We start from the raw sequence: 21,568 nt of genomic DNA, 5'->3' as shown, positions 1-21,568 counted from the left end.
TTTTAATACCGATGACTTTACTCGTTATACTGAAATCACAGCCTATCACCCCACTGCCATAGTATTATGAACCTTGTGGCGTAAGTATGAATTAATCAATTTAAAATTCAGTGTTCTCCAGAAAACGGATCGCGTTCTGCTGTTACATCATTAGGTTGGGCTTGGAGGGTATCTCGAAAAACATATCCTTCTTGTTTAAGGCAATCTGGATCTAATGAAGTTAAGTAAGGAACTTCAAATGCATGCACTCTCAGAATACCTTTTTCATTTAAAGAAACATAATATCGGCAGGGATATTCGGTTTTCACTTCTGGTTCTGATAATTGACCGATGAGTTCCCATTTATTAGATTGTGGATTGTGGAATTGAAAGTAAAAAGTATGTTTTCCACTGGCTGGAAATGCAGGTAATTCAGTAATTAATCCCTTGCCTTTCGGTTGTACGTCTCCATCATCATAGCAAAAAACTCTTAGCTCGTTACTGTAGTCTTTCTCAGCTTGAAAGATAACAGTATGAGCATCTGTTTTTAAAGCATTTGCAGATTCAGCAATGTTAACAGCAATATCACAAACAACATAGCGATCGTCAGAAATAACTGTTGATATTGAAATCGCTTTTGCTGCATCCAAGCAAGGAATATTAACCGGAATTAAGTAGTGTGGATTTCCTTGGCAAAGTAGCAAATCTATATCAAGCTTTTGATTAATTTCAAACTGAACTTTGATGAGGTTTTTAAAATCTTCCTCACTCATGTTAAGTTTTCTTCTCAGCGCTTCACCATTGTAGCTTCCCCAAAGTTGAGGCTTGATATTTTCAAAATCCTGACGAATAATATTATTCGTTAATTGCATCCCTTGCCAACTACTACGAAATCTTGCTAGTGAGTCATTACTTTGAAATTGATAAAGTTCTTGACCAGCTTGAAAAATGGGGTCTAAATTTCCTCCAATCACTTCTCTTTTAAAGGAGCATGGCAGGAAATAAAATAAATTCCTGACATCTATGTAGAGCTGGTTTGCTCCTCTACGTAGCAATTCTTTTGAATCTTTTGGAGAGAAACCAAGTTGTCTAATTTTCTCGGCAAAACAAGCTCCTGCAGAAGTTGCTAGCTTTGTATATTCTGGTTCAAAGGTGACTCGCTCATCATTCCAAACAAAATAATCTGACTTGCTAAAAACTCGATAAAGTTCTCGACTAACTAATTCTAAATTGCAGGTTTTTCCTGACAAAATAAACCAATCGACTTGCTCTTTGTTATTTTGGGAATTCTGAGATTCTGGTAGCTTGCTTCCAAAAGCATTCTCGATTAAACCTTGAGCAATTCCATTCGCTTCTCGAATAACGGGAGAGACGGCTCTTTCAAATTGCTTGACTGTCAGGGTTACACTGAGGGTGTCTATTGCTTCGCTCGGTAGCTGAATATCATTTTGTTGCAGAAGCTCAAAGATTTTTTGCCCATCTAAGACAAACACTGGTTCGGGAGCATCTTGCGATCGCTTTTGACCGAGTGTAATTTTCGCGTTCTCTGCTTGTTCCCAAAGAGTGTAAAAAGTTTGGGCGCGGGATGATGCATATTTCCAACGAGTGGGAATCACTTTTTCCGCAGCGTTTAAGGCGTCTTTGTACGCATCGCCTTCTCGAATTTCTTTATCAACATACGCTAATAAACTACCAGATAGATATTTGCCATTATCTAGGAAGTAATCGCTTAACTCTTCTGGTTGTACTTTTAAAACATCCTTGTCTAGTTGTTCTCGGACAACAGCAGTCAGCAAACAGTCTGCGATCGCAGCTTTCAGTAACAAAAACAACCGTAGAGTAATCAACTCACCACCCAATTGCAAATGACCGGAAGAACCCAACAATTTAGGAGTTAGTTTGTAATATCTTCCGCCATCACCTCGATCTTCTCCTGGCTCAAAAGGATTAATTTCTTCCAACGTTAAGCGAATCAGTGCTAGGTCAGTAGTTCCGCCACCAATATCTAAAACCAGGACATTTTGCCACCATTTGTCCCCATTATAACGGCAACGGGTTTTAAACGACTCAATCCCTACATTGAGATCGCCACCAAATTCCCGCCAGAGAAAAAAGAGGGCGACTGATATAGCTTCATCGTAAGCCATCTGTACATCTTCGATATCCAATTGTCTCACCAAATTCTCAATTTCACGGCGTACAAACGGTGAAGCAATTGTTGGATAGGTCACGACGGCGCGATAGAATTTTCCTTCAGAACATCTACCGGGATAACGTTGGCGGTACTTCTCAGTTAACTCTATAAGTTGAGCATAAGCTGCTTGAAGCAGTTTATTAACTTCAATACTTTCCGAGTTTCCATTCAGTGTAATTTGGAAAGAACGTTCTTGTCCAAAGTAACGTTTAGGAGAATGCAGGAACCTACCTTCAATTTCCTCTCCATTTCTAATTGCATCTAACCTGTGCTGCTTTGCTTGTTCTCCCAAAACCACTTTAACTTTTGCTCGGTCATTTTTTGGGAGAGACGGTTCCAAATGAGAAACTTCTAACTCACTAGAAATTTCATTCAAACGGCGATCTTTATCTAATTCTACTGGTATTAAACTTTGCCATTCTAAGGGAGGTACGCGGAAAACTTCGTGATAGATTTGATTCAGACGTTTGCTTGCAGCACGACGAAACCAACTCAGGCGTTTGCTCAAACAAATTTCGATTTGCCTGATAGTTTCTAACAAATCAATATTATTCACACCCCGAAAAAGTCGCTCTCCCAAATTGTGCCGAGTGACAGAATTAATTTCTTTCAAATCTTTGCTCAATTCTGTTAGAAACTTTTGCCATTCTTGTTCCCACGCATCCCGACTCACACCCGGTATGTTATCCACAGGTTGGTGATTCAGCCATGATGCCATCCGTTCCCGCAATCGTGCTTCTTGCTCGTTAGGAAAACTATCTGGAGTTACAATCACCTTGGGATCGTACAGTGTAATTGTAGAATTAGACGTACCAAAATCTATGGCAAACCAACCTGGATAGGAAATTTCTGGCTTTTGCATTTCTGGCATTAGTTCGGCTTTAAAAAAGAGTTCTGGCGGTGGTGGTGTTATAAGTGGGGTTGAAGTTTTAATTTCTATCTCTTCGACTGGTGCGCTAGTCCATATATTACATTCAGCTACAGCAATTTTTGTAGAAAACATTTTGGGGATACCGACCTCATCAGAATCAAAATATTCCACAGTAACTAATAGAATGCAGTTAACGCGCATTGGTAAAGGTCGATCCCACCTGCAATCAACTTGCTTTAATCTTTGTGGAGTTGTTAGTTTTAATAATTTACCCGTACTAAAGTTGACACTTTTGTAAGCTGAGTGTATTCCCTGTGCCAAATCTTCAGGTATTCCAGTGACAGAAATATCAATTCTGGAAATGTGGGGTAAGTTGGAGTTATCAGTTGGTTTAATTTCAATGACGGGTAGCAGTAAAAGATCGCCGTCTTTTAGGCGTAATTGGTAACGATTTAATAGTTCGATTTTAACTGGCATTTTTTTATTGGGGATTGGGGATTGGGGATTGGCGATTAGGAGAAGAGTTAGTATAGCAGTTCCCAACCGAGTGACAATCAAATTTATCCGCGTCCGTCTGCTACAGGCTGCGGTTGATATTTCTTCCCATACTTCATAAAAGTGGAATTGCTCATCCTACTAGCTAGCTTGATGCTGACTAACTCGCCGTTGTAATTCAACTTCAGCTTCTTCTACTGACATAGGTTTTGGATTGGGATTAGCAGCACGTTTTCTATCAATGTATGTGTAGAAAGCTTCGTTATCTTCGGGATGTTGTTTAACATAGTTAAGCAAGTCGTTATCGGACATTGCATTGTAATTAAGTTTAGTCATTGGACAGTTACCTTTCCATTGGGATAAATTTCTATTTGTATCGTATCCGCCACAAGCATAACAATGCGATTGTTTCTTTCATCTAGTCTAACAAAGTTAATTGGTTGAAGTAGATTGCTTGCATTTAACGACATACGCCAGTATGTTTTCAACTGTTCCACTGTTGGTTCCATCTAAATTTCCTCTGGATAAGAAATAGCAGGAATTTGAGACAACGTTTCTAACCAAGGTGGAATGGAGGCTGAGGTTTGTGCTTCTGCAGAGGCGATATGTCGTAGTAGGGGTTCGTGTTTGGATTTTAAAAGTTCTTGCAGATTGTCTACAATTTCTTTTAATGCTTTGGAGAAAGAGAGTTTGACTTGTTTAGTCAGTTGACTAACGTACTGTACTAAATGCAATCCCGCACTTGCAGTTATTTCATCTCGCAATCTTAAGACAGCAACTTGATGATTAAATGGTCTTGGAGAAACCATGAATTTTTTATCTGGACTCCAATCAAAAATTTGACCGTTTTGATGGCGCTCGTCTTTACGTGCTAGGGGGAATAGAGCTTCTGCATGCACGGGAACTGCATCTCCTGCTAGTCCGCTATGTTGGATAATTAGGTTTTGCCATCTTTGAGCGGGTTCGATCGCACGTAGTAAGTTCCTAAACAAGCGAACTTGGCTTCTACCAAATTTCTTCTCAATAGAAGATTCTTTGTCTTGTGATAAAATTGGGCTGAGTTTCTCTCTTTCTTGTTGTACATCCGTGGATAATTTGCCAAACAAATCTGTCACTGCTTCTGTGGTGCATTCGTGAGCAAAGGCTTGCATATCTTGAATGGTTTGAACAAAGGCTGAGTAAAAATCATCACTTTTTGTAGGAATTGAATCATCAACTTCATCTTCTTCAAAAAAGCTTTCACTTTCTGTTAAAACAATCGTTCCATTTTTAGTTCTGTCAAAAAGTAACGTCCACTCGCTCCATTCAAAAAAGATTTTATTTGTTAGCTCGTCTTTGACAATATCGCTAACAGCTACATTATTCCGATTAATTAAAATGGGTTGTTTGTCTAAATCTTCTTGGAATTGTCTGTATGTTGTGACTAAGTTTTCTATTGCTTCTCTTAATGTGAGAAAAATAGGGCTTTCAACGACTGGTATGTAAGCTGGAATATTTTCTAACAGGTTTTTCAGGTTGTTTTGCTCTTTTCTCAAAGCCTCAACTGCTTTTTTTGTATCTTCTACAAGTTGCTTCATTCCATGCAAAGCTACGTGTTCCTTGAGTAAAGAACGCAATCTATTAATACCGCCATCTTCAGCATAATTGCTCAATTGTTTGTGTAAGTAACTCGAAGGCGGTAGCATTTCACTGAGTTGTCGCCATTTCTCTCTCAGTTGAAGTTCATCTGGTTTGTTTGGTTTGTCCAGTTCTGATAAAAATTCTCTTGAGGAAACTTGTAGTAAAGAAGATTGTTCTGCTAGTTTGGTTAACCCATAGAGTTGTGACAGCAAGACAATATTCTTTTTTTCTGTTGTCAAATTACTAGCACTAGCAATGGTAAGTTTGAGAATGTTAAGCTGTTCGAGAACAGTTTCTTCTGACAGGAGTGGCTCGTCTAATAGGTCGTCAAGCGATCGCTCATCACTTCCACTGAGAGGAATTTGATTAAAGCGTCCCACACCGACTATAATCCGATCTCTTAGGTCTTGTCCCTTATCCCGTTCCAACATACTACGGATTTTTGTAGCAGTGACTCCACCAGGGTATCGACCATTGAGGAGTAGCAGAATAGTTTGTACATCTCTCAATTCCCGTAGACACAAAAAAGCGTCTCGTACACCAGAATCAGCAGCCCCCAATCCTGGAAAGTCTAAGAGAATAAATTCATTTGTCCCTTGTAAGGAAGATAAATCCCAAATTTGTTTTGACACAACAACCGTCACGTCAACGCGACGGATGAGGGAAAAACTATTCTTTAAATCTTTAGCTGATGGCTGTGCTAAAGTTTCCCAAGGTTTGGGAGGTGGAGGTAATTGGTCAAAACTTAGTTCTAAAAGATTCATAGGCGGCTCAGCCAACCTTAATCCTTTATGAGCGGTAGTGCTATCAATCTGGTAGGTTTTACCGCAAATATCTTCTCCATATACGCTATAGGTACGAACAAAAAGCACCAGTTCTCGTAATAGAGCTTTTAACTCCAAGCTTTGAATTTTCCACGCTTGCTCGCACCATCTTATAATCCCGTTACTATCAATCTGGGTTGTTGGGTACAAACCTTTCAAAAGAGCAAGTTCCGATGCTGGTAAATTGACAGCTTTTGCCCGTTGTTCTGCCTCTTCTAGCATATAACACAGGCACACTTTGACTCCTCCGTGAGAAAGATATTCAACTGTAAACTGACTAATTTTCGTAGTTTGTAAATCTGATTGTTGAACGAGGTGAATCGCGGTGACATTACCCGTTGTGGGAGTTTCACTTACGGGCAAAGCATCAGAATAACCAATGAGACTGCCCAAAAGCAATGTTTTTCCACTGCTGAATTCTCCCATAATCCCGATTTTGACAGGAGAAGAAGCAAGTTCTACAACTCTCTTAGCCGATTGCTCTAGGCGCTGTATGCTCTCGTGAATGGTTGTTGGTACCCAGTTATCCTTGGGAGGTGGGTTTTGCGATACTAAATCTAAACTCTGAAGTACAGATTCCCCATATTCTTTGTAGCGGCGTAATTGTTCTACTGCCATGTCGCTTCTCATACCCATTCCTAATTTAGATCTAAGTTTAAAGGATGAAATATAAAGTATGAAGGATGAAATATAAAGTATTGCAGGGCTTGAGGATATAGCGAACGACATTCCTGATGTTCCGCCCCTTACAATTGTATAGCCGAGGCAGCGCGTTGCGGGGGTCTCCCCCCATCCCCAGAGGGGACCCCGAAGACCCCCGTTAAAGCGCCTGCCGTCCACATTTCCAATGTGAGGGGATTTTTGTAATTTGATTTTTGCTAATTTCACCTGATTCTATAAGCCCAGATTTCAAATTTAGCATCGGAAGAGAGAACCGTTTCCAGAGAGCCATAATGTTCAACACAAAACTCTTCAAACTCATTGAGACTCTGGGAAAATATCTCATCTGATACTTGCCAACAAAAGCCATATGCCCGTAATTTGAAGAAACTTAATAGCTCCTCAACAGTGTTATTAACAGCCCATTGTTTTGCAATAAAATAATTTGATATATATCCTTTGCTGTTTAGATATTTATCCACGTCTATTTCTTGGATAGCTACATCTACGTTTTTTGGCTCTTGCTTGTCACCTTTATACTCGGACAATATTGCTCGAAAATAATCTTCAAACTCTTTCCGCTTTGGTGGAGTTATCCACTGACAGTTGAGATAAAAGCCTTCAGGTTTTAGCACGCGATCGATATCATCTAAAAATGCTCTCCAATCAGAGAGAGTATGAATCATGTGAACAGTTAAGACAACATTAAAACTGTGATCTGGAAAAGGTAATCGCGAGGCATCTGTATTAAGCAATGTTAAATTAGAAGGAGTTCCATTTATTTTTTGACGGAACCGAGACAGCATTTCTTCAGAGATATCCATTCCTGTGACGGAATAACCACGTCTGACAAGAGGAAGAACATTTAAACCTGTCCCCACTCCTGGTTCTAGAAAAGAGATCTCAGGTGTTGCACGAGTCAGATCGAGAATAAAGTCTGCTACTTCTTCCGCCACTGATTCTGTCAACCAACGTGTTTGGTCGTAGATTTGTGCAATGCGATCGTAATAATTGAATTTCTTCATATCAAATTACGGTTTTTGAGCCGATACAAACACTGATACTCATTCTACAAATCAGTATTACTAATAATACCCGCTAAATTCATTAACTCTTTCCAAGTCTTAGTACCAATAACCCCATCTACCAACTGTTCTTGTTCCTCTTGGAATAATTTCACTGCTTGTTCGGTCTTTAAACCAAATTCGCCATCAATAGCCCCGAAATAATAACCGTGAAAACCCATATAATCTTGAGCATTAGAAGTAAATTTAAGTACATTTTGAACTTTAGTAACATCCTTCCCACTGCTACCGTAACGTAATAGCGGTAAGTTTAAGCGTTGACCTACATCAAGAGCTTCCCAGGTTTTACGACCGACAATACCATCATCTTCCAGAAAAACACGAAATTGGAAAACTTTGACAGCAACTTCAGTAGCCTTGCAAAAGATACCGTTAACGTCTAAGTAATCGATACACTCAAGAATAGGAATCCTTCTCTTTAAAAGTTCTTGTAATTCTTCCACTGCTGAACCAGTAGAACCTCGTTTTAAGATAGGTCGGCTAGTATAAGTTGAGGTTTGCAATGTAAAGCCTCCTTGAAAAATGCTCGCTAAATAAAAGCTTCAAGAAAGTTCTGAGCAAATCCGCATTCACTCTAGGTACCCATGTCTCCAAATAAGGAGTGGCGCTCCTCACTCGTTACTCTCTGGTTCCTAGCCAGAGGTTGGGAATGCACGTAGCACGTAGGTAGGGCTAAAGCCCACCATTCGCTATCGGTGGGCTTTAGCCCTACCTACAAAGATCGGTAATTTGAGAACCCAAAGGGAGTCAGACCAGCTATACTACACAAAAATTAACAATAAAATAACAGTAAATCAGAGTTAGGATAGATGATATTTTTGCATATTCGTTCATTTATGCTGATTTACTACCATCAAAACTTGTATTTTTTCTGAATTTTAAGCTCTAGTTCTTCATCACAGCTTTTTATACTTTTCCGTAATTCCACAATTGGATAATAAAATGTCATACCCTTAATCTTTCTATAGAATAATCCGATATACGTATGTCTATAGAGAGATGTCATTATGGCTAGAGGAGATCATATTTACGTCAGTTTTTTCTTTGATGGCTTTCCTGTCACTCATCATGGAATTGACTGTGGTGATGGTTACATCATTCATTACGATATGCAAAGAGTTTCCGTCATTCCTAAAAACAGATTTGGGAAGGGCAGAAAAATTCATATAAAAGAGTATGGAAGCTGTCACGCCAACGACATTGTTGTGCAACGAGCTAAGAGTAAGTTATGCGAGAAGGCTTATAATGTTTTTTTTAATAATTGCGAACATTTTGCTTATTACTGTAAAACAGGTCAGCATAGAAGCGAGCAAGTGAAAAAGTTTGGTGCAATTAGCGGTGGTGTTGTAGCTGGAAGTATAGTTGGTTTGGGAACGCAACTCGCTACTCAACAAGCAGCCAAAGTTGCAGTGCAAGCTGTTAATCCAATATCACAAACAATTATGAATACTGCAATTCAACAAGCACCCACTGTTATAGGTAGTACAGCAGGGAGTATTGCAGGTTTGGGGAGTTTTGTGAGTGGAGTTACAACCGATTTAGTTGTTAGAAAAGTTCTAGAAGATGATGAGAATTTGACCGAACGCGAACGCAATGCTAGAAAAAATGCTAGACGTGCAGGAAGATTTGCATCAACAACAGCAGGGATTGCGGGAACTCTTGCGGCGGCGCTGCTGGGTGGTGGTAGTGCTGTTGCGCTTGGTGTTGCTGCTCCAGCTATTCTAGGAATAGGAATTGGTTTCTTGACTTATTTCATAATAAAAAGTCATCCAAATTCAACTGATGCTCTTTCTCCAGAAAATCTAACTTTCTCTAACTGATAAAGTTTTAATATACATATAATCTTGAATATTAGTCACTCAGGGTACTCTACTATAGCAGCAATAGCGATCGCGATAATGTATCCAACACTACTTCAATCGGATATCTTTCTTCATCAGCCGCTATCAGTTCGATTTCAAAAATAAGTTCTCCAATTTCACCAAACCTCCCTGAAATCATATTCTGCCACAGGTTCCGGTTTCGTTAAGACGCATGATACCAACCATACCCTTGGGATACTTCAGTCGGGCTTTCTGAACAGCCACTTCCTCCTCTGGATCGATAAAGTAATCTCCACTGTGTGGCTCAATCACAATAAACCAGTTGTAATAATTTTGTAACAATTGTGAACTAACTTGTACAAAAATCTCTCGATAACGCTTCACACGAGCTTGCTTTTCAACCTCCCGCTTGTCTAACTCTTCTGATGGGATCGAATACTCTGGGAATATTCTGCCTTGACTGCGAAGGCGAGTTAGTTTTGTATGAGTCATAGTTTTACGAGGTATCAGTTAGACTATACTGACAGTTCGCAACTTATTAGAAAAACTGTCTTCATTTCGATTTTATCAGCTCCTCAATTTGAACGGCGAGTATTGCTACTGCACTATTCGAGTTTTACTATTTTTTATAAGACTTCTAGGGAAACTTTGTTCGAGACTGCGATCGCTCTACCGTTCCTCTAGATGTAAGCAGTTTTGATATAACAATCCTATCTGATTTGTGAAATTTGAGTGTTCAGATACCTGACTTCTCAAAGAAGTCGGGTATCTAAGCGGTTACAAATGATTTAGGATTACCATATAAGAGTATGATAAATGAAATCTGTCTACCACTTCGCAAAGAATATGAAGGCTTTTAAATTTAGAGGTTTATTATATCGATTAGTTAGATCCCCCTTTAAAGTATTGATGAAGATATCAGAAAACTCGAAGTGGCTTCAAATAGCTTTTCAGATAGACGGATCAGTTATTAAATCAATTGGTAGACGTGTTCTTGCATGTGGAATTTTTAGTTTTGTGATTTCTATTCTTTATTACTTGAAACTACCTGTCTCCCAACCAATACTTGCCAACGTCATTCCCAGTATTGTTTTAGGTTTATTACTAGTCTTTCGGACCAATACAGCTTACGAACGCTTTTGGGAAGGTAGAAAAATTTGGGGTACTATGGTCAATAATGTCCGAAATTTAGCGAGACAAATTTGGGTATCAGTAGATGAAATCAGTCCAGAAGATAAAGAAAAGAAAATAGGGATTTTACGACTTTTAGTTGCTTTTGCCGTGGCTACTAAACTACATTTACGAGGACAATATGTTAATAAAGAATTGGAAGAATTGATGCCAATCTCTAAATATTTGACATTGCAAACCATGAATAATCCTCCCTTAGAAATAGCTTTCTGGATTGGGGATTATCTGCAATTACAATACAATCGTAATTGTTTAAATAACTACCAATTAACAGCATTACAAGAATTATTGAACAACTTGGTAGACAGTTTAGGGGCTTGCGAGCGTATTTTAAAAACTCCTATACCGCTAGCTTATGCTATTCATCTCAAGCAATTACTGTTACTTTATTGTCTTTTATTGCCTTTTCAATTAGTAGAGAGTTTGGGATGGTGGACTGGTATAATTGCTGCTTTAATTAGTTTTACTTTGTTTGGTATTGAGGCAATTGGCATAGAAATAGAAAATCCATTTGGTTTAGATAAAAATGACTTGCCCTTAGATGCTATTTGTATCACCATGAAAAGGAATATTGAAGATTTAATTAGTCTGACTCCGAGCGTTCACTTAGAATCACCTGACCAGTGACAGTAATCACCTGACCAGTAATCACCTGACCAGTAATCAATGCCCAATGCCGTTTATTACAATCGCCGAATTCCCTTCTCTAAACCTTGACATACCCCAGTTAAAAAATCTAAATCTAGAGTTGCTATGGTATCGCTGGGTTTGTGATAGTGAGGATTCCGCATAAATGCCGTGTCTGTTACCATAATTGCTGGATAACCAGCATCCCAAAAAGGTGCATGGTCGCTTCGTCTTGTTTGAGGAACGATTAAACCTTTATTTGGTACTGGTAGCCACTGGCTGGGGACACCTGCTTTGCGAATACTGCGGCTGAGAGAAATTACATCGCGGATTGTTCGCCAATTACCAATAAGAGCAATAAAATCACCACGATTTGGGTAAAATTTTTCCAAAGGAGGTGGGTAAGCTTGGGAACCTGGTGTTGGATCGCAGTAACCTAACATTTCTAGAGAAATCATCAGGCGTAGCGATCGCTGTTCTTGCTTGAGCTTAGCTGCATAGTCAGTACTACCTAGTAAGCCGTACTCCTCCATATCGAATGCTACTAGTCGCAAAGGATACTTCACTGGTTGGGTGGCGAACATTCTTGCCAACTCTAATAGCACCGCGACACCTGTAGCATTATCATCAGCTCCGGGAGTTCCCGGTACTGCATCGTAATGAGCGCCAATTAAAATGGGTGGCAAATCTTTTTTGTGCGAATGAGTAGCAGGTAAATTTAAGATGAAGTTTTTGCAGGTTTTCGCTCCGACTCTAAAGGTGTGGATTTCCACACTTCCCCAAAGGGCAAATTGTTGACAAATGTATTCTTGGACGAAGAAATGTCCGGCACTTGCCAGATAAGGATCGCGATCGCAGGCTATATAAGTGAGGTGGTTTTCCAGTTGATTCTTAAGATTCACAGTAAATAAGTCAGAACAATTAAAGTTAACTAGTGAGGAGCGTCATTTGTCATTCGTTATTCGTCATTGGTAAGGATTTCAGGGAATTTACATTTCGTAATATAGTTAGTATATATTTTTCCCCAATCCCTAATCCCCAATCCCTAATCGTGTAATTCAAAGCTTGCAAGATACAATAAATCAAGCATTAGTTCTAAACAAATTAATTTATAAGACACTATAGGAGAACAAGAACGCATGGGCAAGGTAGTCGGCATTGACTTGGGTACAACCAACTCAGTAGTTGCCAATGCAGAAGGAACGCGAACAACCCCCTCCGTCGTTGGCTTCACAAAAGAAGGTGAGAGAGTTGTCGGGCAAATGGCGCGACGGCAAACCCTCCTCAACCCACAAAATACCTTTTTTGCCGTCAAACGTTTCATTGGGCGTAGGTATGGCGAACTCAACCCAGAATCAAAGCGCATTCCCTACACCATCCGTAAGGACGAATTAGGTAACATCAAGATTGCCTGTCCCCGCATGAACAAGGACTATGCCCCAGAGGAAATTTCGGCAATGGTACTGAAGAAACTGGCAGAAGATGCTAGTAAATACCTGGGCGAACCCGTGACTGGGGCAGTGATTACCGTACCTGCTTATTTTAATGACTCTCAACGCCAAGCAACACGAGATGCAGGAAGAATAGCAGGGTTAGAAGTCTTGAGAATTCTTAACGAACCAACTGCTGCATCCCTAGCTTATGGAATGGATCGCACAGACAACCAAACCATACTCGTTTTTGACTTGGGAGGCGGTACTTTTGACGTTTCAATCCTGGATGTTGGCGATGGCGTGTTTGAGGTCAAATCCACAAGTGGAGATACACAACTCGGTGGCAATGATTTTGATAAGAGAATCGTAGATTGGTTGGCAGAAAAATTCTTAGAAACAGAAGGGGTCGATTTAAGACGAGAACGACAATCTTTGCAACGACTGCTAGAAGCAGCTGAGAAAGCCAAAATAGAACTTTCATCTGTCAGTGTTACAGATATCAATTTACCATTCATTGCTTCAACTGAAGATGGTCCCGTTCATTTAGAAACCCGTCTCAGCCGTTCTGAATTTGAGGGTTTATGTGATGACTTGTTAAGTCGAGTGCGTATTCCCGTTAAACGAGCCATGAAAGATGCTGGTTTAACGCCTGCTGATATTGATGAAGTGGTACTCGTAGGGGGTTCTACCCGAATGCCAATGGTGCAGCAACTCGTGCGGGCAATAATTGGGAAAGAACCTAACCAAAATGTGAATCCCGATGAAGTTGTTGCCGTAGGTGCAGCAATACAAGCAGGTATTTTGGCGGGTGAGTTTAAAGATGTGCTTCTACTTGATGTGACTCCCCTGTCTCTGGGATTGGAAACCATCGGTGGTGTGATGAAAAAACTGATTCCTCGCAACACTACTATACCCGTTCGTCGCTCTGACATTTTTTCAACATCTGAAAATAATCAGAACAGCGTTGAGATTCACGTCGTTCAGGGCGAACGAGACATGGCATCTGATAACAAATCTTTGGGACGGTTCAAGCTGTATGGTATTCCGCCTGCACCACGTGGAATCCCGCAAATTCAAGTATCATTTGATATAGATGCTAATGGTATTTTACAAGTGACAGCCCTAGATAGAACCACAGGTCGAGAGCAAAGTATCACAGTACAAGGTGCGTCCACTCTCACTGAGGCAGAAATCAGAAAGGCAATTCAGGATGCAGAGAAATATTCAGAAATTGACAGACAGCGTAAAGAACGGGTAGAAAAGCGGACTCGATCTGAAGCTTTAATATTGCAGGCAGAACGACAACTGAGAGAAGTGGCTTTGGATTTTGGTATGCAGGTTGCTCGCACTCGTCGTCAGAAAATTGATAATATTTGCCGAGAACTACGCGAGAGTTTACAAGCAGATGATGACCGAGGTATCGACCAAGCATATGCCGATTTACAAGATGCTCTCTACGATCTAAATCGCGAAATTCGTCAGTACTACGCAGAAGATGAAGAGGACGATCTGTTCGGTACTATCCGCGAAATCTTTACTGGCGATAAGGAACGGGAACGCGATCGCGATTACTATGGCAGAGACTACGGTAGTAGAGACTATGGCGGTAGGGATTACGGTGGTAGGGACTCCGGTAGTAGAGACTACGGCAATAAAGATTATGGCAGTAGAGACTACGATCGCTCTTCCTACGACAGAGGCGGTCGCTCCTCCTATGATAGTGGTTCTTCTCGCAGATCTCGTCCAAGCTACGAAGATAACTGGGATGATGATGACGATTGGTTGTAACCAGTGACCACCTGACCAGTGACCAGCGATCACCTGACCAGTGACCAGTGACCAGTGACCAGTGACAAATGACAAATGACACTTGACAAGTTAATTTGAAGGAAGAAAAACCAATAGTTAAATCGATATGCGGATTTGACTATTGGAAATTTGTATTAGGTATCTATGTAGTTCAATACTGAATCAATTATCATTAAAAATCTAAATTAAAATATTATTATGCAGAATTTGCAGAACTTTCGAGATTACTACGAGATTTTGGGAGCCACTAAAGATGCCTCAAATGAAGAAATTAAAAAGAATTACCGACGCTTAGCGCGACAGTATCATCCAGACCTAAATCCGGGAAATAAAGCAGCAGAAGAAAAATTTAAGGTCATTGGAGAGGCGTATGAAGTTCTTTCCGACCCTACCAAACGAGCACAATACGACCAGTTTAGTCGTTTTTGGAAACAAAAAGGTTTTGATAAACAAGCACCCCAAGATAAGCGTTGGGGAGATACTCGTTCTAACGGTCGAGGGAGTAATGAAAAGGTAGATTTTGGTAATTATTCGGAATTTGATAGCTTTATTAATCAAGTGATTGGTGTTGGCGTTCGTAGAGACAGAAACGGTACTCCCAACAATACAGACAGCGACCCATTCCGCAGCCCAAGAACAAAAGAATACGTTACAGTTAACTCTCGCACAAGTCGTCGAGACATAGAAGCAAGACTGACTTTGCCATTAGAGAAAGCTTACAGAGGTGGAACAGAGAGAATTCGTTTGGAAGATGGGCGATCGCTAGAAGTGAGTATGCCATCAGGTATGGTCACGGGTCAAACAATTCGCCTCAAAAACCAAGGTATCAATGGAGGCGATCTCTATTTAAAAATTACAGTTGACCCACATCCCCTATTTAAGGTAGAGGGCTCGAACATCCTCTGCCAAGTACCAGTCACTCCTACCGAAGCCGTTTTAGGAGGACAAGTAGAAGCACCCACTTTAGATGGACTCGTGAAAATGTCCATTCCTTCAGGAGTGCGATCGGGTCAGCGTTTTCGCCTTGCTCAAAAAGGATATCCTAAAGAAAACGGCGAACGTGGCGACCAACTTGTAGAAATTCAAATCGTGGCTCCTAAAAATATCACTCAACAAGAACGCGAACTCTATGAAAAGTTACGGCAACTGGAAAATTTTAAACCCCGTGCCGATTTACTTAAGTAGTTTACAAGGGAGTTCGTACTGCAAAAATTATGAGAATGAGCGCAGAGTCTTAAGGATTTACACTGATAATTTGTCAAAAATGAACACATTAAAAGAAAAATACATAACAGACGGCAGCGGTAATCGAGTTGGAGTTATTTTGGATATAACAGAGTATCACCGGATGCTTGACGAACTCGAAGAATTAGAATGCATTCGCGCTTATGATGCCGCTAAGGCTTCTCATGACCAAGCTATTCCATTTGAGCAAGCAATTGCCGAAATCGAGCAAACTTGGTCATGAGTTATACCATTATTATTCTTCGCCGCGCTCAAAAAGAATTACAGGATTTGCCAGTTGAAATTTATGAACGAGTGCGAGATGATATTCGTGCTCTTACAGAAAATCCTAGACCACCTAGTTGTCTTAAGTTAACCAATCGCGAGGGATGGCGCATCCGTGTTAGTAGTTATCGAGTGATTTACGAAATCGACGATGAGCAAAAGATAATTACAGTTCTTCAAGTTGGTCATCGACGAGATGTTTACCATTAAAATAAAAAAAATGCACCGAATGCTAAGACTTAAGAGCCGTGAATCAAAACGGGGTAATCGAACAAAGCAGTAAACAGACATATTACTCCCTGCTAGGACTGCATCCCTCGGCATCAGCGATTGAAATCCGTCGCGCTTACCGGGAACTGAGTAAATGTTATCATCCAGATACAACAAGTCTGCCTGCTGCTTTAGCAACAGCTAAATTTCAGCAACTCAACGAGGCTTATGCGACTCTCAGCAATCCAGAACGACGGTTTAGTTACGATCTCAAAATTGGGTACTCGCGCTTTGGGACGATCCAAGCACCCACTGACTTAAACCGACCTGTCTCCAAGTCTTATGACTGGTCTAGATCGGCTTATTTAGACCCAAGCGATCGCCCTCTTTCAGCAGGTGAAATTTTTGCTTTGTTTATTATGGGTATAACATTGATAGGTTGTTTGCTACTAGCAATTGCCGTTGGCTTAACCCGTGGCGAAGTTACTTTTTAAATTATGAATTATAAATTATAAATTATGAATGATGTTTTTGTTTCATAATTCATCATTCATCATTCACTATTCATCATTAATCATTCCTATGTCTTTTCCTACTCCTGAGACTCCCTTATACAATCACCCTCTTCCTCAAATTGAGCATTGGCTGAAAGAACAAGGCTGTCAGCAAGATGAAAACCAACTGCATTGCTGGCATATACAGCGTTCGGCTTGGCAAGCCGAACTCTGGTTAGATATAGAACAAATCATAGTACGGTATATTGCAGCCGGAGAAGATGGGCAAGACATCCAACGTGCATTCAAGTATTCACTCAGCCGCCAAGATGTGGAACGAGCAGTTTTTTCGGGACCGTAGATTGGGGATTCGATTCATTCCCCAGTCCCCAGTCCCTAATACCCTCATTCCTAGACTTTCCCAAACCTTCGTTCTCTTTGCTGATAGGCACAAAGGGCGCGATGAAATTCCTTGCGATTAAAATCAGGCCAAAGAGTTTCTGTTATATAAATTTCTGCATAAGCAATTTGCCAGAGAAGAAAATTGGAAACCCGCATTTCTCCGCTAGTACGAATTAATAAATCGGGATCGCAAATTCCTGTGGTGTAAAGGTGGTGTTCAAATATAGCTTCATCAATTTCATTTGGTTGTAGCAAACCTTGCTGTACCTTATTAGCTATTGAACGACATGCCTGTATAATTTCTTGCCTCCCTCCATAATTAGTCGCTACAGTAAATTTAATGCTGTAGTTATCCTTTGTTTGTTCCATAGAACGAGAAATTTCTTCTTGGAGAGCTTTTGGCAAAACACTCAAATTGCCAACAAATCTAATTTGAACATTTTCCTCTAGCATTTCCCGAAGTTCTTGGCGTAGCACCCTTTGAAATAGTGTCATCAAAAAATCGATTTCTTCGCTAGGTCTTCCCCAATTTTCTGTTGAAAAAGCATAAGCTGTTAATGCTTGAATGCCCCAATCTTTACAGCAACGAAGCAAATCTTTTAAAGCATCAACTCCCCGCTTGTGTCCCATAATACGGGGTAACCCTTGACGCTTAGCCCATCGACCATTGCCATCCATAATTACCGCAACGTGCTTGGGTAAGAATTCTGGTTTTAGATCGGGGGGCAAATTTCGCAGTTCAGTTTGTTGTGCTGTCATTTTTTATCTCGCGAAGCAGTCGATGGTAATCCGAGTAAACGTAAAATGGGTAATAATGCTTTATTTTGAATCTGACGACTTATCTGACGACCTAAACTTAACAGACCAGGAGCAACAGCTTCCCGATCCACAGTGGGGGAAAATCGATCTTCTAACGACTCTTTGAGCTTTGTAATAGTCAAGGGTCTATTCAGGGTTCCTCGTTCTGCTAGAGAAATAGAACCCGTTTCTTCTGATACAACAACACAGATACAGTTTTCAACCCGTTCTGTGATTCCCATCGCAGCGCGGTGGCGCGTTCCCAACTGACGAGAGGCAGTACGTCCTGAAAGAGGTAAAATAATCCCAGACGACACAATCCGGGAACCACGAATTAAGGTCGCCCCATCGTGCAGGAGAGTTTTTGGCTGAAAAATAGTCTGTATAAGTTCTTTAGAAACCTCCGCGTTTAGCTTGACTCCCGGTACTGAAAAATCCCGTTCGTCAATGGGACTCGTTGTTTCCAAAATGAGCAAAGCTCCAATCCGATTTTTCGATAGCTCTTTAACAGCATCAACAATTTCATCAATTACACTATCAGACTTCGGAACCGCCAGACGGGACGGTTGAAAAAGTTGCTTGAATTCGCCTCTTCCCAATTGTTCTAAAAATCGGCGAAATTCTGACTGAAGAGCAACCGCCATTGCGACAGCACAGCCAATCACTAACTTTTCTAATACGAAATTCAACAAATGTAACTCTAGTCTGCCACTGATGGCTGATGCTAACATCAAAACGATGAATCCCCGCACCATCCAGAGTGTCCGGCGCTCGCTAATAATAACTAGTATCATGTACGTCAGCGCCAGTACTAACAGAATATCCAGAGTCTGAACTAGCAAGGACTGTGCCCATAAAGTAGTCAGCCATTGCTTCCACCAATCTCCCATGACATCTGGCGTGAAAGTATTAAGTTAAGAAGTATGAGGGATAAAGGATAAAAGATATCTTTTATCCTTTATCCTTTATCCTTCTTGTAATCTTTCAGGTAGGCAATCTTGTCGAACTAAATCTTGATAAGTTTCGCGCCGCAAAATCAAATTTGCTTCGCCATTCGCCACTACAACAGCTGCAGGTCGAGGCAAGCGGTTGTAGTTAGATGCCATACTGTAATTGTAAGCACCAGTTGCCATCACTACGAGGATGTCACCTGGTTGATTTTTTGGCAGATAGGCATCCTTTATTACAATATCCCCAGATTCACAGTGTTTTCCGGCAATTGTGACAATTTCTGTGAGCGGACTAGACATTCGATTAGCAACTACCGCTCGATAAATAGATTGGTATGTAATTGGACGGGGATTATCTGACATACCGCCATCAACGGATACATAATTACGGATGTCGGGAACAACTTTAGATGAACCAATAGTGTAAGCTGTGACACATGAGGAACCAATCAGAGAACGCCCTGGTTCGGAGATTAGCTTTGGCAAAGGTAAATTTTCAGTTACACAAGCTTCTTGAATGACTTCGCAAATTGGTTGAACCCACTGTTCAATGCTAGGTGGATCGTCTGATTCGGTATACTTAATTCCTAAACCACCGCCTACATTTAACTCTTTGACAGCTAAACCATACCGGGCGGCTTTACTCATCCACTGTACCATCACAGCTGCTAAATCCCGGTGGGGTTGGCGTTCAAAAATTTGCGATCCAATGTGAGCGTGTAAACCAACAAAGTTTAAACCCGGTTGTTGGCTGACAAAGGTAAACAACTCTTCAATTTCATTGGGATCGAATCCAAATTTACTGTCTAAATGTCCTGTCCGAATGTATTCGTGAGTATGACATTCTATTCCCGGTGTCAGCCGAAGCATGATGGGGATCGGGGATTGGGGATTGGCGATTGGCGATCCTAAATCGACGAGGGTTTTTAACTCGTACCAGTTATCTACAACAATGGTGCAGCCTGAGTGAATGGCAAAAATTAATTCTTCACGAGATTTATTATTGCCATGGAAGTATATCTTGTCAGGACTCACGCCTGCAGTCAAAGCAGTGTGGAGTTCTCCGCCTGAAACTACATCTATTCCCAAACCTTCTGAGGCGACGATCGCACAAACAGACACGCAACTCCACGCTTTGGATGCGTAAATGACTTGGGATTCACCTTTATAGTAGTGCTTAAAACTGTCTCGATATTGGCGACAAGCGGTGCGTAAGGTTTCTTCGTCTAAAATATATAGTGGCGAACCAAACTGCTGAATAATAGTTGTAACATCACAACCGCCTATTTCCAGGCAATCGCGACTGTTAATTCTAGCGCTCAGTGGTAAGAGTTCCTGGTTAGGTGAAATTTTTGCGCTTTCACGATTGGCTTGTGATAAATATTTACTACCAGAATCTTGAACTCCAGTAGACTGTGTGGATACCATAACTGTACGAGTTGTCCTTGTTTAATTTCAGAGCGTGAGTGAATCCTCCGTTTCTCAGTTTACAAGAAAGGTAGGAGGAAAGCCCTGTTGCTTTGACATATGGATAATGCGAGCTTTATTTTACCTGTGAACGAATCAAAATTAGAAGTGAGACCGCTTACATCAGCTGACCTCAGTGCAATTCTCGATTTAGATAGGATCTGTTTCGGAGGTTTGTGGACTATGGAAGGATATCAACGGGAGTTAGACAGCCCCAACAGCGAACTCCTCGGTTTATTTTCTCCACTCACTGTTGTGAAATTACTGGGGATCGGATGCTTTTGGTCTATTTTAGATGAAGCGCACATCACCATCTTGGCAGTACATCCTCAGTACCAGCGTCGGGGTTTGGGACAAACTTTACTTTACTCTTTACTGAAGTTGGCTTGCGATCGCCGTTTAGAGCGAGCAACATTGGAAGTACGCGCTTCTAACTCAGCTGCGATCGCTTTGTACCAAAAATTTGGCTTCCAAACCGCTGGACTTAGACGGCGTTACTATAAAGATAATGATGAAGATGCCTTGATTCTTTGGTTGAATCTGGGGACTAGGGACTGGCGATTGGGGACTAGGGAGTAGGTGAAAGAGAAAAGTTCTAACCATAACCCCTTACTGATTGCCGAGCGCTGGTCACTTGGTCACTGGTTACTGGTCACTGCCTAACTCTTAACCCTAACTTATAAGAAGCTTTAATAAAACTTTAATATTGTGTTGTAATGTTTTGCTTATAAATATTTGTGTGAAAGTTCAACTAATGCTTGACAGAGGATGGAAAAAATGATAAATAATTCTATTTGGGATTGACTTGAAAAAACTACCCAAAGTTATCGATTTGTTTGATGTCAGTCCTCAAAACGATAAAAAAGTTAAGCTCCTCAGCACGCTGACAACATCAAAGTAAATAAAACTAAATAAACGGTAATAATACTTAACTATTGCCCAAAGAATTTGGGTATGAATATTCGGTTGTCTACACCTTTATACTGGCATCCGATTGTTTTGCCTGTGCTAAAATCAGCGTACCGGCACGACGCAGGTGATGGGATAAGGGCCATAGCCATATGTTTGAACGCTTCACAGAAAAAGCCATTAAGGTTATCATGCTAGCCCAGGAAGAAGCTCGCCGC

General features: G+C 40.8%; 21 protein-coding genes. 9 read left to right on the top strand and 12 right to left on the bottom strand.

Annotation, left to right across the window (positions count from 1 at the left end; all coding sequences use genetic code 11):
* Positions 1–107 precede the first annotated feature (107 nt).
* The 6 genes from ACKTT2_RS14040 to ACKTT2_RS14015 form a co-directional block, all read right to left on the bottom strand.
* Positions 108–3,521 (bottom strand): molecular chaperone, encoded by a 3,414-nt coding sequence (locus ACKTT2_RS14040; RefSeq protein ID WP_407887798.1) that lies wholly within the window; start codon positions 3,519–3,521, stop codon positions 108–110.
* Between the two features lie 159 nt (positions 3,522–3,680).
* Positions 3,681–3,875 carry a DUF6887 family protein gene (locus ACKTT2_RS14035; RefSeq protein WP_407887796.1) on the bottom strand — a complete coding sequence of 65 codons (195 nt, stop codon included), beginning with the start codon at positions 3,873–3,875 and terminating at the stop codon, positions 3,681–3,683.
* Positions 3,872–4,048: a DUF6888 family protein gene (locus ACKTT2_RS14030; protein WP_407887794.1), complete on the bottom strand. Its 177-nt coding sequence runs from the start codon at positions 4,046–4,048 to the stop codon at positions 3,872–3,874. The genes ACKTT2_RS14035 and ACKTT2_RS14030 overlap by 4 nt, the downstream gene beginning before the upstream one ends.
* On the bottom strand, positions 4,049–6,613 hold the full coding sequence (locus ACKTT2_RS14025) for a dynamin family protein (protein ID WP_407887791.1): 2,565 nt from the start codon (positions 6,611–6,613) through the stop codon (positions 4,049–4,051).
* A gap of 254 nt (positions 6,614–6,867) precedes the next feature.
* Positions 6,868–7,668, bottom strand: coding sequence for a class I SAM-dependent methyltransferase (locus ACKTT2_RS14020; protein ID WP_407887789.1), 801 nt, complete (start codon positions 7,666–7,668; stop codon positions 6,868–6,870).
* 44 nt (positions 7,669–7,712) lie between these two features.
* On the bottom strand, positions 7,713–8,231 hold the full coding sequence (locus tag ACKTT2_RS14015) for a peptidoglycan-binding domain-containing protein (protein WP_407887787.1): 519 nt from the start codon (positions 8,229–8,231) through the stop codon (positions 7,713–7,715).
* Positions 8,232–8,735: 504 nt separating this feature from the next.
* Between ACKTT2_RS14015 and ACKTT2_RS14010 the strand changes: the two genes are divergently transcribed.
* Positions 8,736–9,548 (top strand): lecithin retinol acyltransferase family protein, encoded by an 813-nt coding sequence (locus ACKTT2_RS14010; RefSeq protein ID WP_407887785.1) that lies wholly within the window; start codon positions 8,736–8,738, stop codon positions 9,546–9,548.
* A 52-nt stretch (positions 9,549–9,600) separates the two neighbouring features.
* Here the strand turns inward: ACKTT2_RS14010 and ACKTT2_RS14005 are convergent, their stop codons facing one another.
* Together ACKTT2_RS14005 and ACKTT2_RS14000 are read right to left on the bottom strand one after the other, a co-directional pair.
* Positions 9,601–9,729 (bottom strand): hypothetical protein, encoded by a 129-nt coding sequence (locus ACKTT2_RS14005; RefSeq protein WP_407887783.1) that lies wholly within the window; start codon positions 9,727–9,729, stop codon positions 9,601–9,603.
* Positions 9,726–10,043 (bottom strand): hypothetical protein, encoded by a 318-nt coding sequence (locus ACKTT2_RS14000; protein WP_407887781.1) that lies wholly within the window; start codon positions 10,041–10,043, stop codon positions 9,726–9,728. The genes ACKTT2_RS14005 and ACKTT2_RS14000 overlap by 4 nt, the downstream gene beginning before the upstream one ends.
* A 417-nt stretch (positions 10,044–10,460) precedes the next feature.
* Here ACKTT2_RS14000 and ACKTT2_RS13995 point away from each other — a divergent pair, with 417 nt between their 5' ends.
* On the top strand, positions 10,461–11,369 hold the full coding sequence (locus ACKTT2_RS13995; protein ID WP_407887835.1) for a bestrophin family protein: 909 nt from the start codon (positions 10,461–10,463) through the stop codon (positions 11,367–11,369).
* A 56-nt stretch (positions 11,370–11,425) separates the two neighbouring features.
* Here the strand turns inward: ACKTT2_RS13995 and ACKTT2_RS13990 are convergent, their stop codons facing one another.
* Entirely contained in the window at positions 11,426–12,271 is an 846-nt protein-coding gene (locus ACKTT2_RS13990; RefSeq protein ID WP_407887779.1) for a M28 family peptidase, read from the bottom strand.
* A 237-nt stretch (positions 12,272–12,508) separates the two neighbouring features.
* On the opposite strand from ACKTT2_RS13990, the gene dnaK reads away from it, so the two are divergent.
* From dnaK to ACKTT2_RS13960, 6 genes are all read left to right on the top strand, one after another.
* Entirely contained in the window at positions 12,509–14,590 is a 2,082-nt protein-coding gene (gene dnaK / locus ACKTT2_RS13985; protein ID WP_407887777.1) for a molecular chaperone DnaK, read from the top strand.
* Between the two features lie 219 nt (positions 14,591–14,809).
* Positions 14,810–15,796 carry a DnaJ C-terminal domain-containing protein gene (locus tag ACKTT2_RS13980; protein ID WP_407887774.1) on the top strand — a complete coding sequence of 329 codons (987 nt, stop codon included), beginning with the start codon at positions 14,810–14,812 and terminating at the stop codon, positions 15,794–15,796.
* A gap of 79 nt (positions 15,797–15,875) precedes the next feature.
* A complete protein-coding gene (locus ACKTT2_RS13975) occupies positions 15,876–16,079 on the top strand; it encodes a hypothetical protein (protein WP_407887772.1) in 204 nt (67 codons plus the stop codon).
* A complete protein-coding gene (locus ACKTT2_RS13970) occupies positions 16,076–16,330 on the top strand; it encodes a type II toxin-antitoxin system RelE family toxin (protein ID WP_407887770.1) in 255 nt (84 codons plus the stop codon). Before ACKTT2_RS13975 ends, ACKTT2_RS13970 begins: the two co-directional genes overlap by 4 nt.
* 56 nt (positions 16,331–16,386) lie before the next feature.
* Positions 16,387–16,824 carry a J domain-containing protein gene (locus ACKTT2_RS13965; RefSeq protein ID WP_407887833.1) on the top strand — a complete coding sequence of 146 codons (438 nt, stop codon included), beginning with the start codon at positions 16,387–16,389 and terminating at the stop codon, positions 16,822–16,824.
* Positions 16,825–16,912: 88 nt separating this feature from the next.
* Positions 16,913–17,185: a DUF3143 domain-containing protein gene (locus ACKTT2_RS13960; protein ID WP_407887768.1), complete on the top strand. Its 273-nt coding sequence runs from the start codon at positions 16,913–16,915 to the stop codon at positions 17,183–17,185.
* Positions 17,186–17,235: 50 nt separating this feature from the next.
* Here the strand turns inward: ACKTT2_RS13960 and uppS are convergent, their stop codons facing one another.
* From uppS to lysA, 3 genes are all read right to left on the bottom strand, one after another.
* Complete coding sequence (gene uppS / locus ACKTT2_RS13955) at positions 17,236–17,985, bottom strand: polyprenyl diphosphate synthase (RefSeq protein WP_407887766.1); 750 nt, start codon at positions 17,983–17,985, stop codon at positions 17,236–17,238.
* Entirely contained in the window at positions 17,982–18,914 is a 933-nt protein-coding gene (gene cdaA / locus ACKTT2_RS13950) for a diadenylate cyclase CdaA (RefSeq protein ID WP_407887764.1), read from the bottom strand. Before cdaA ends, uppS begins: the two co-directional genes overlap by 4 nt.
* A gap of 75 nt (positions 18,915–18,989) precedes the next feature.
* Positions 18,990–20,402: a diaminopimelate decarboxylase gene (gene lysA, locus ACKTT2_RS13945; RefSeq protein WP_407887762.1), complete on the bottom strand. Its 1,413-nt coding sequence runs from the start codon at positions 20,400–20,402 to the stop codon at positions 18,990–18,992.
* A gap of 99 nt (positions 20,403–20,501) precedes the next feature.
* Here lysA and rimI point away from each other — a divergent pair, with 99 nt between their 5' ends.
* The gene (rimI, locus tag ACKTT2_RS13940) at positions 20,502–21,020 is read left to right on the top strand and encodes a ribosomal protein S18-alanine N-acetyltransferase (protein WP_407887760.1); all 519 of its coding nucleotides are present in this window, start codon (positions 20,502–20,504) and stop codon (positions 21,018–21,020) included.
* Positions 21,021–21,568: the final 548 nt, after the last annotated feature.

Source organism: Scytonema hankhaensis NUACC26, from assembly GCF_045865695.1.
In the GTDB taxonomy this organism is placed as follows: Bacteria; Cyanobacteriota; Cyanobacteriia; order Cyanobacteriales; family Nostocaceae; genus Scytonema.
Note: the sequence above shows the minus strand (reverse complement) of the source record. Positions and strands in the feature narration are given on the sequence as shown.

Excerpts from the sequence above, each read along its gene's own strand:
- ACKTT2_RS14040 (WP_407887798.1), bottom strand. The coding sequence starts at position 3,521 with ATGCCAGTTAAAATCGAACTATTAAATCGTTACCAATTACGCCTAAAA.
- ACKTT2_RS14035 (WP_407887796.1), bottom strand. The coding sequence starts at position 3,875 with ATGACTAAACTTAATTACAATGCAATGTCCGATAACGACTTGCTTAAC.
- ACKTT2_RS14030 (WP_407887794.1), bottom strand. The coding sequence starts at position 4,048 with ATGGAACCAACAGTGGAACAGTTGAAAACATACTGGCGTATGTCGTTA.
- ACKTT2_RS14025 (WP_407887791.1), bottom strand. The coding sequence starts at position 6,613 with ATGAGAAGCGACATGGCAGTAGAACAATTACGCCGCTACAAAGAATAT.
- ACKTT2_RS14020 (WP_407887789.1), bottom strand. The coding sequence starts at position 7,668 with ATGAAGAAATTCAATTATTACGATCGCATTGCACAAATCTACGACCAA.
- ACKTT2_RS14010 (WP_407887785.1), top strand. The coding sequence starts at position 8,736 with ATGGCTAGAGGAGATCATATTTACGTCAGTTTTTTCTTTGATGGCTTT.
- ACKTT2_RS14005 (WP_407887783.1), bottom strand. The coding sequence starts at position 9,729 with ATGATTTCAGGGAGGTTTGGTGAAATTGGAGAACTTATTTTTGAAATC.
- ACKTT2_RS14000 (WP_407887781.1), bottom strand. The coding sequence starts at position 10,043 with ATGACTCATACAAAACTAACTCGCCTTCGCAGTCAAGGCAGAATATTC.
- ACKTT2_RS13995 (WP_407887835.1), top strand. The coding sequence starts at position 10,461 with ATGAAGATATCAGAAAACTCGAAGTGGCTTCAAATAGCTTTTCAGATA.
- dnaK (WP_407887777.1), top strand. The coding sequence starts at position 12,509 with ATGGGCAAGGTAGTCGGCATTGACTTGGGTACAACCAACTCAGTAGTT.
- ACKTT2_RS13980 (WP_407887774.1), top strand. The coding sequence starts at position 14,810 with ATGCAGAATTTGCAGAACTTTCGAGATTACTACGAGATTTTGGGAGCC.
- ACKTT2_RS13975 (WP_407887772.1), top strand. The coding sequence starts at position 15,876 with ATGAACACATTAAAAGAAAAATACATAACAGACGGCAGCGGTAATCGA.
- ACKTT2_RS13970 (WP_407887770.1), top strand. The coding sequence starts at position 16,076 with ATGAGTTATACCATTATTATTCTTCGCCGCGCTCAAAAAGAATTACAG.
- ACKTT2_RS13960 (WP_407887768.1), top strand. The coding sequence starts at position 16,913 with ATGTCTTTTCCTACTCCTGAGACTCCCTTATACAATCACCCTCTTCCT.
- uppS (WP_407887766.1), bottom strand. The coding sequence starts at position 17,985 with ATGACAGCACAACAAACTGAACTGCGAAATTTGCCCCCCGATCTAAAA.
- cdaA (WP_407887764.1), bottom strand. The coding sequence starts at position 18,914 with ATGGGAGATTGGTGGAAGCAATGGCTGACTACTTTATGGGCACAGTCC.
- lysA (WP_407887762.1), bottom strand. The coding sequence starts at position 20,402 with ATGGTATCCACACAGTCTACTGGAGTTCAAGATTCTGGTAGTAAATAT.
- rimI (WP_407887760.1), top strand. The coding sequence starts at position 20,502 with ATGGATAATGCGAGCTTTATTTTACCTGTGAACGAATCAAAATTAGAA.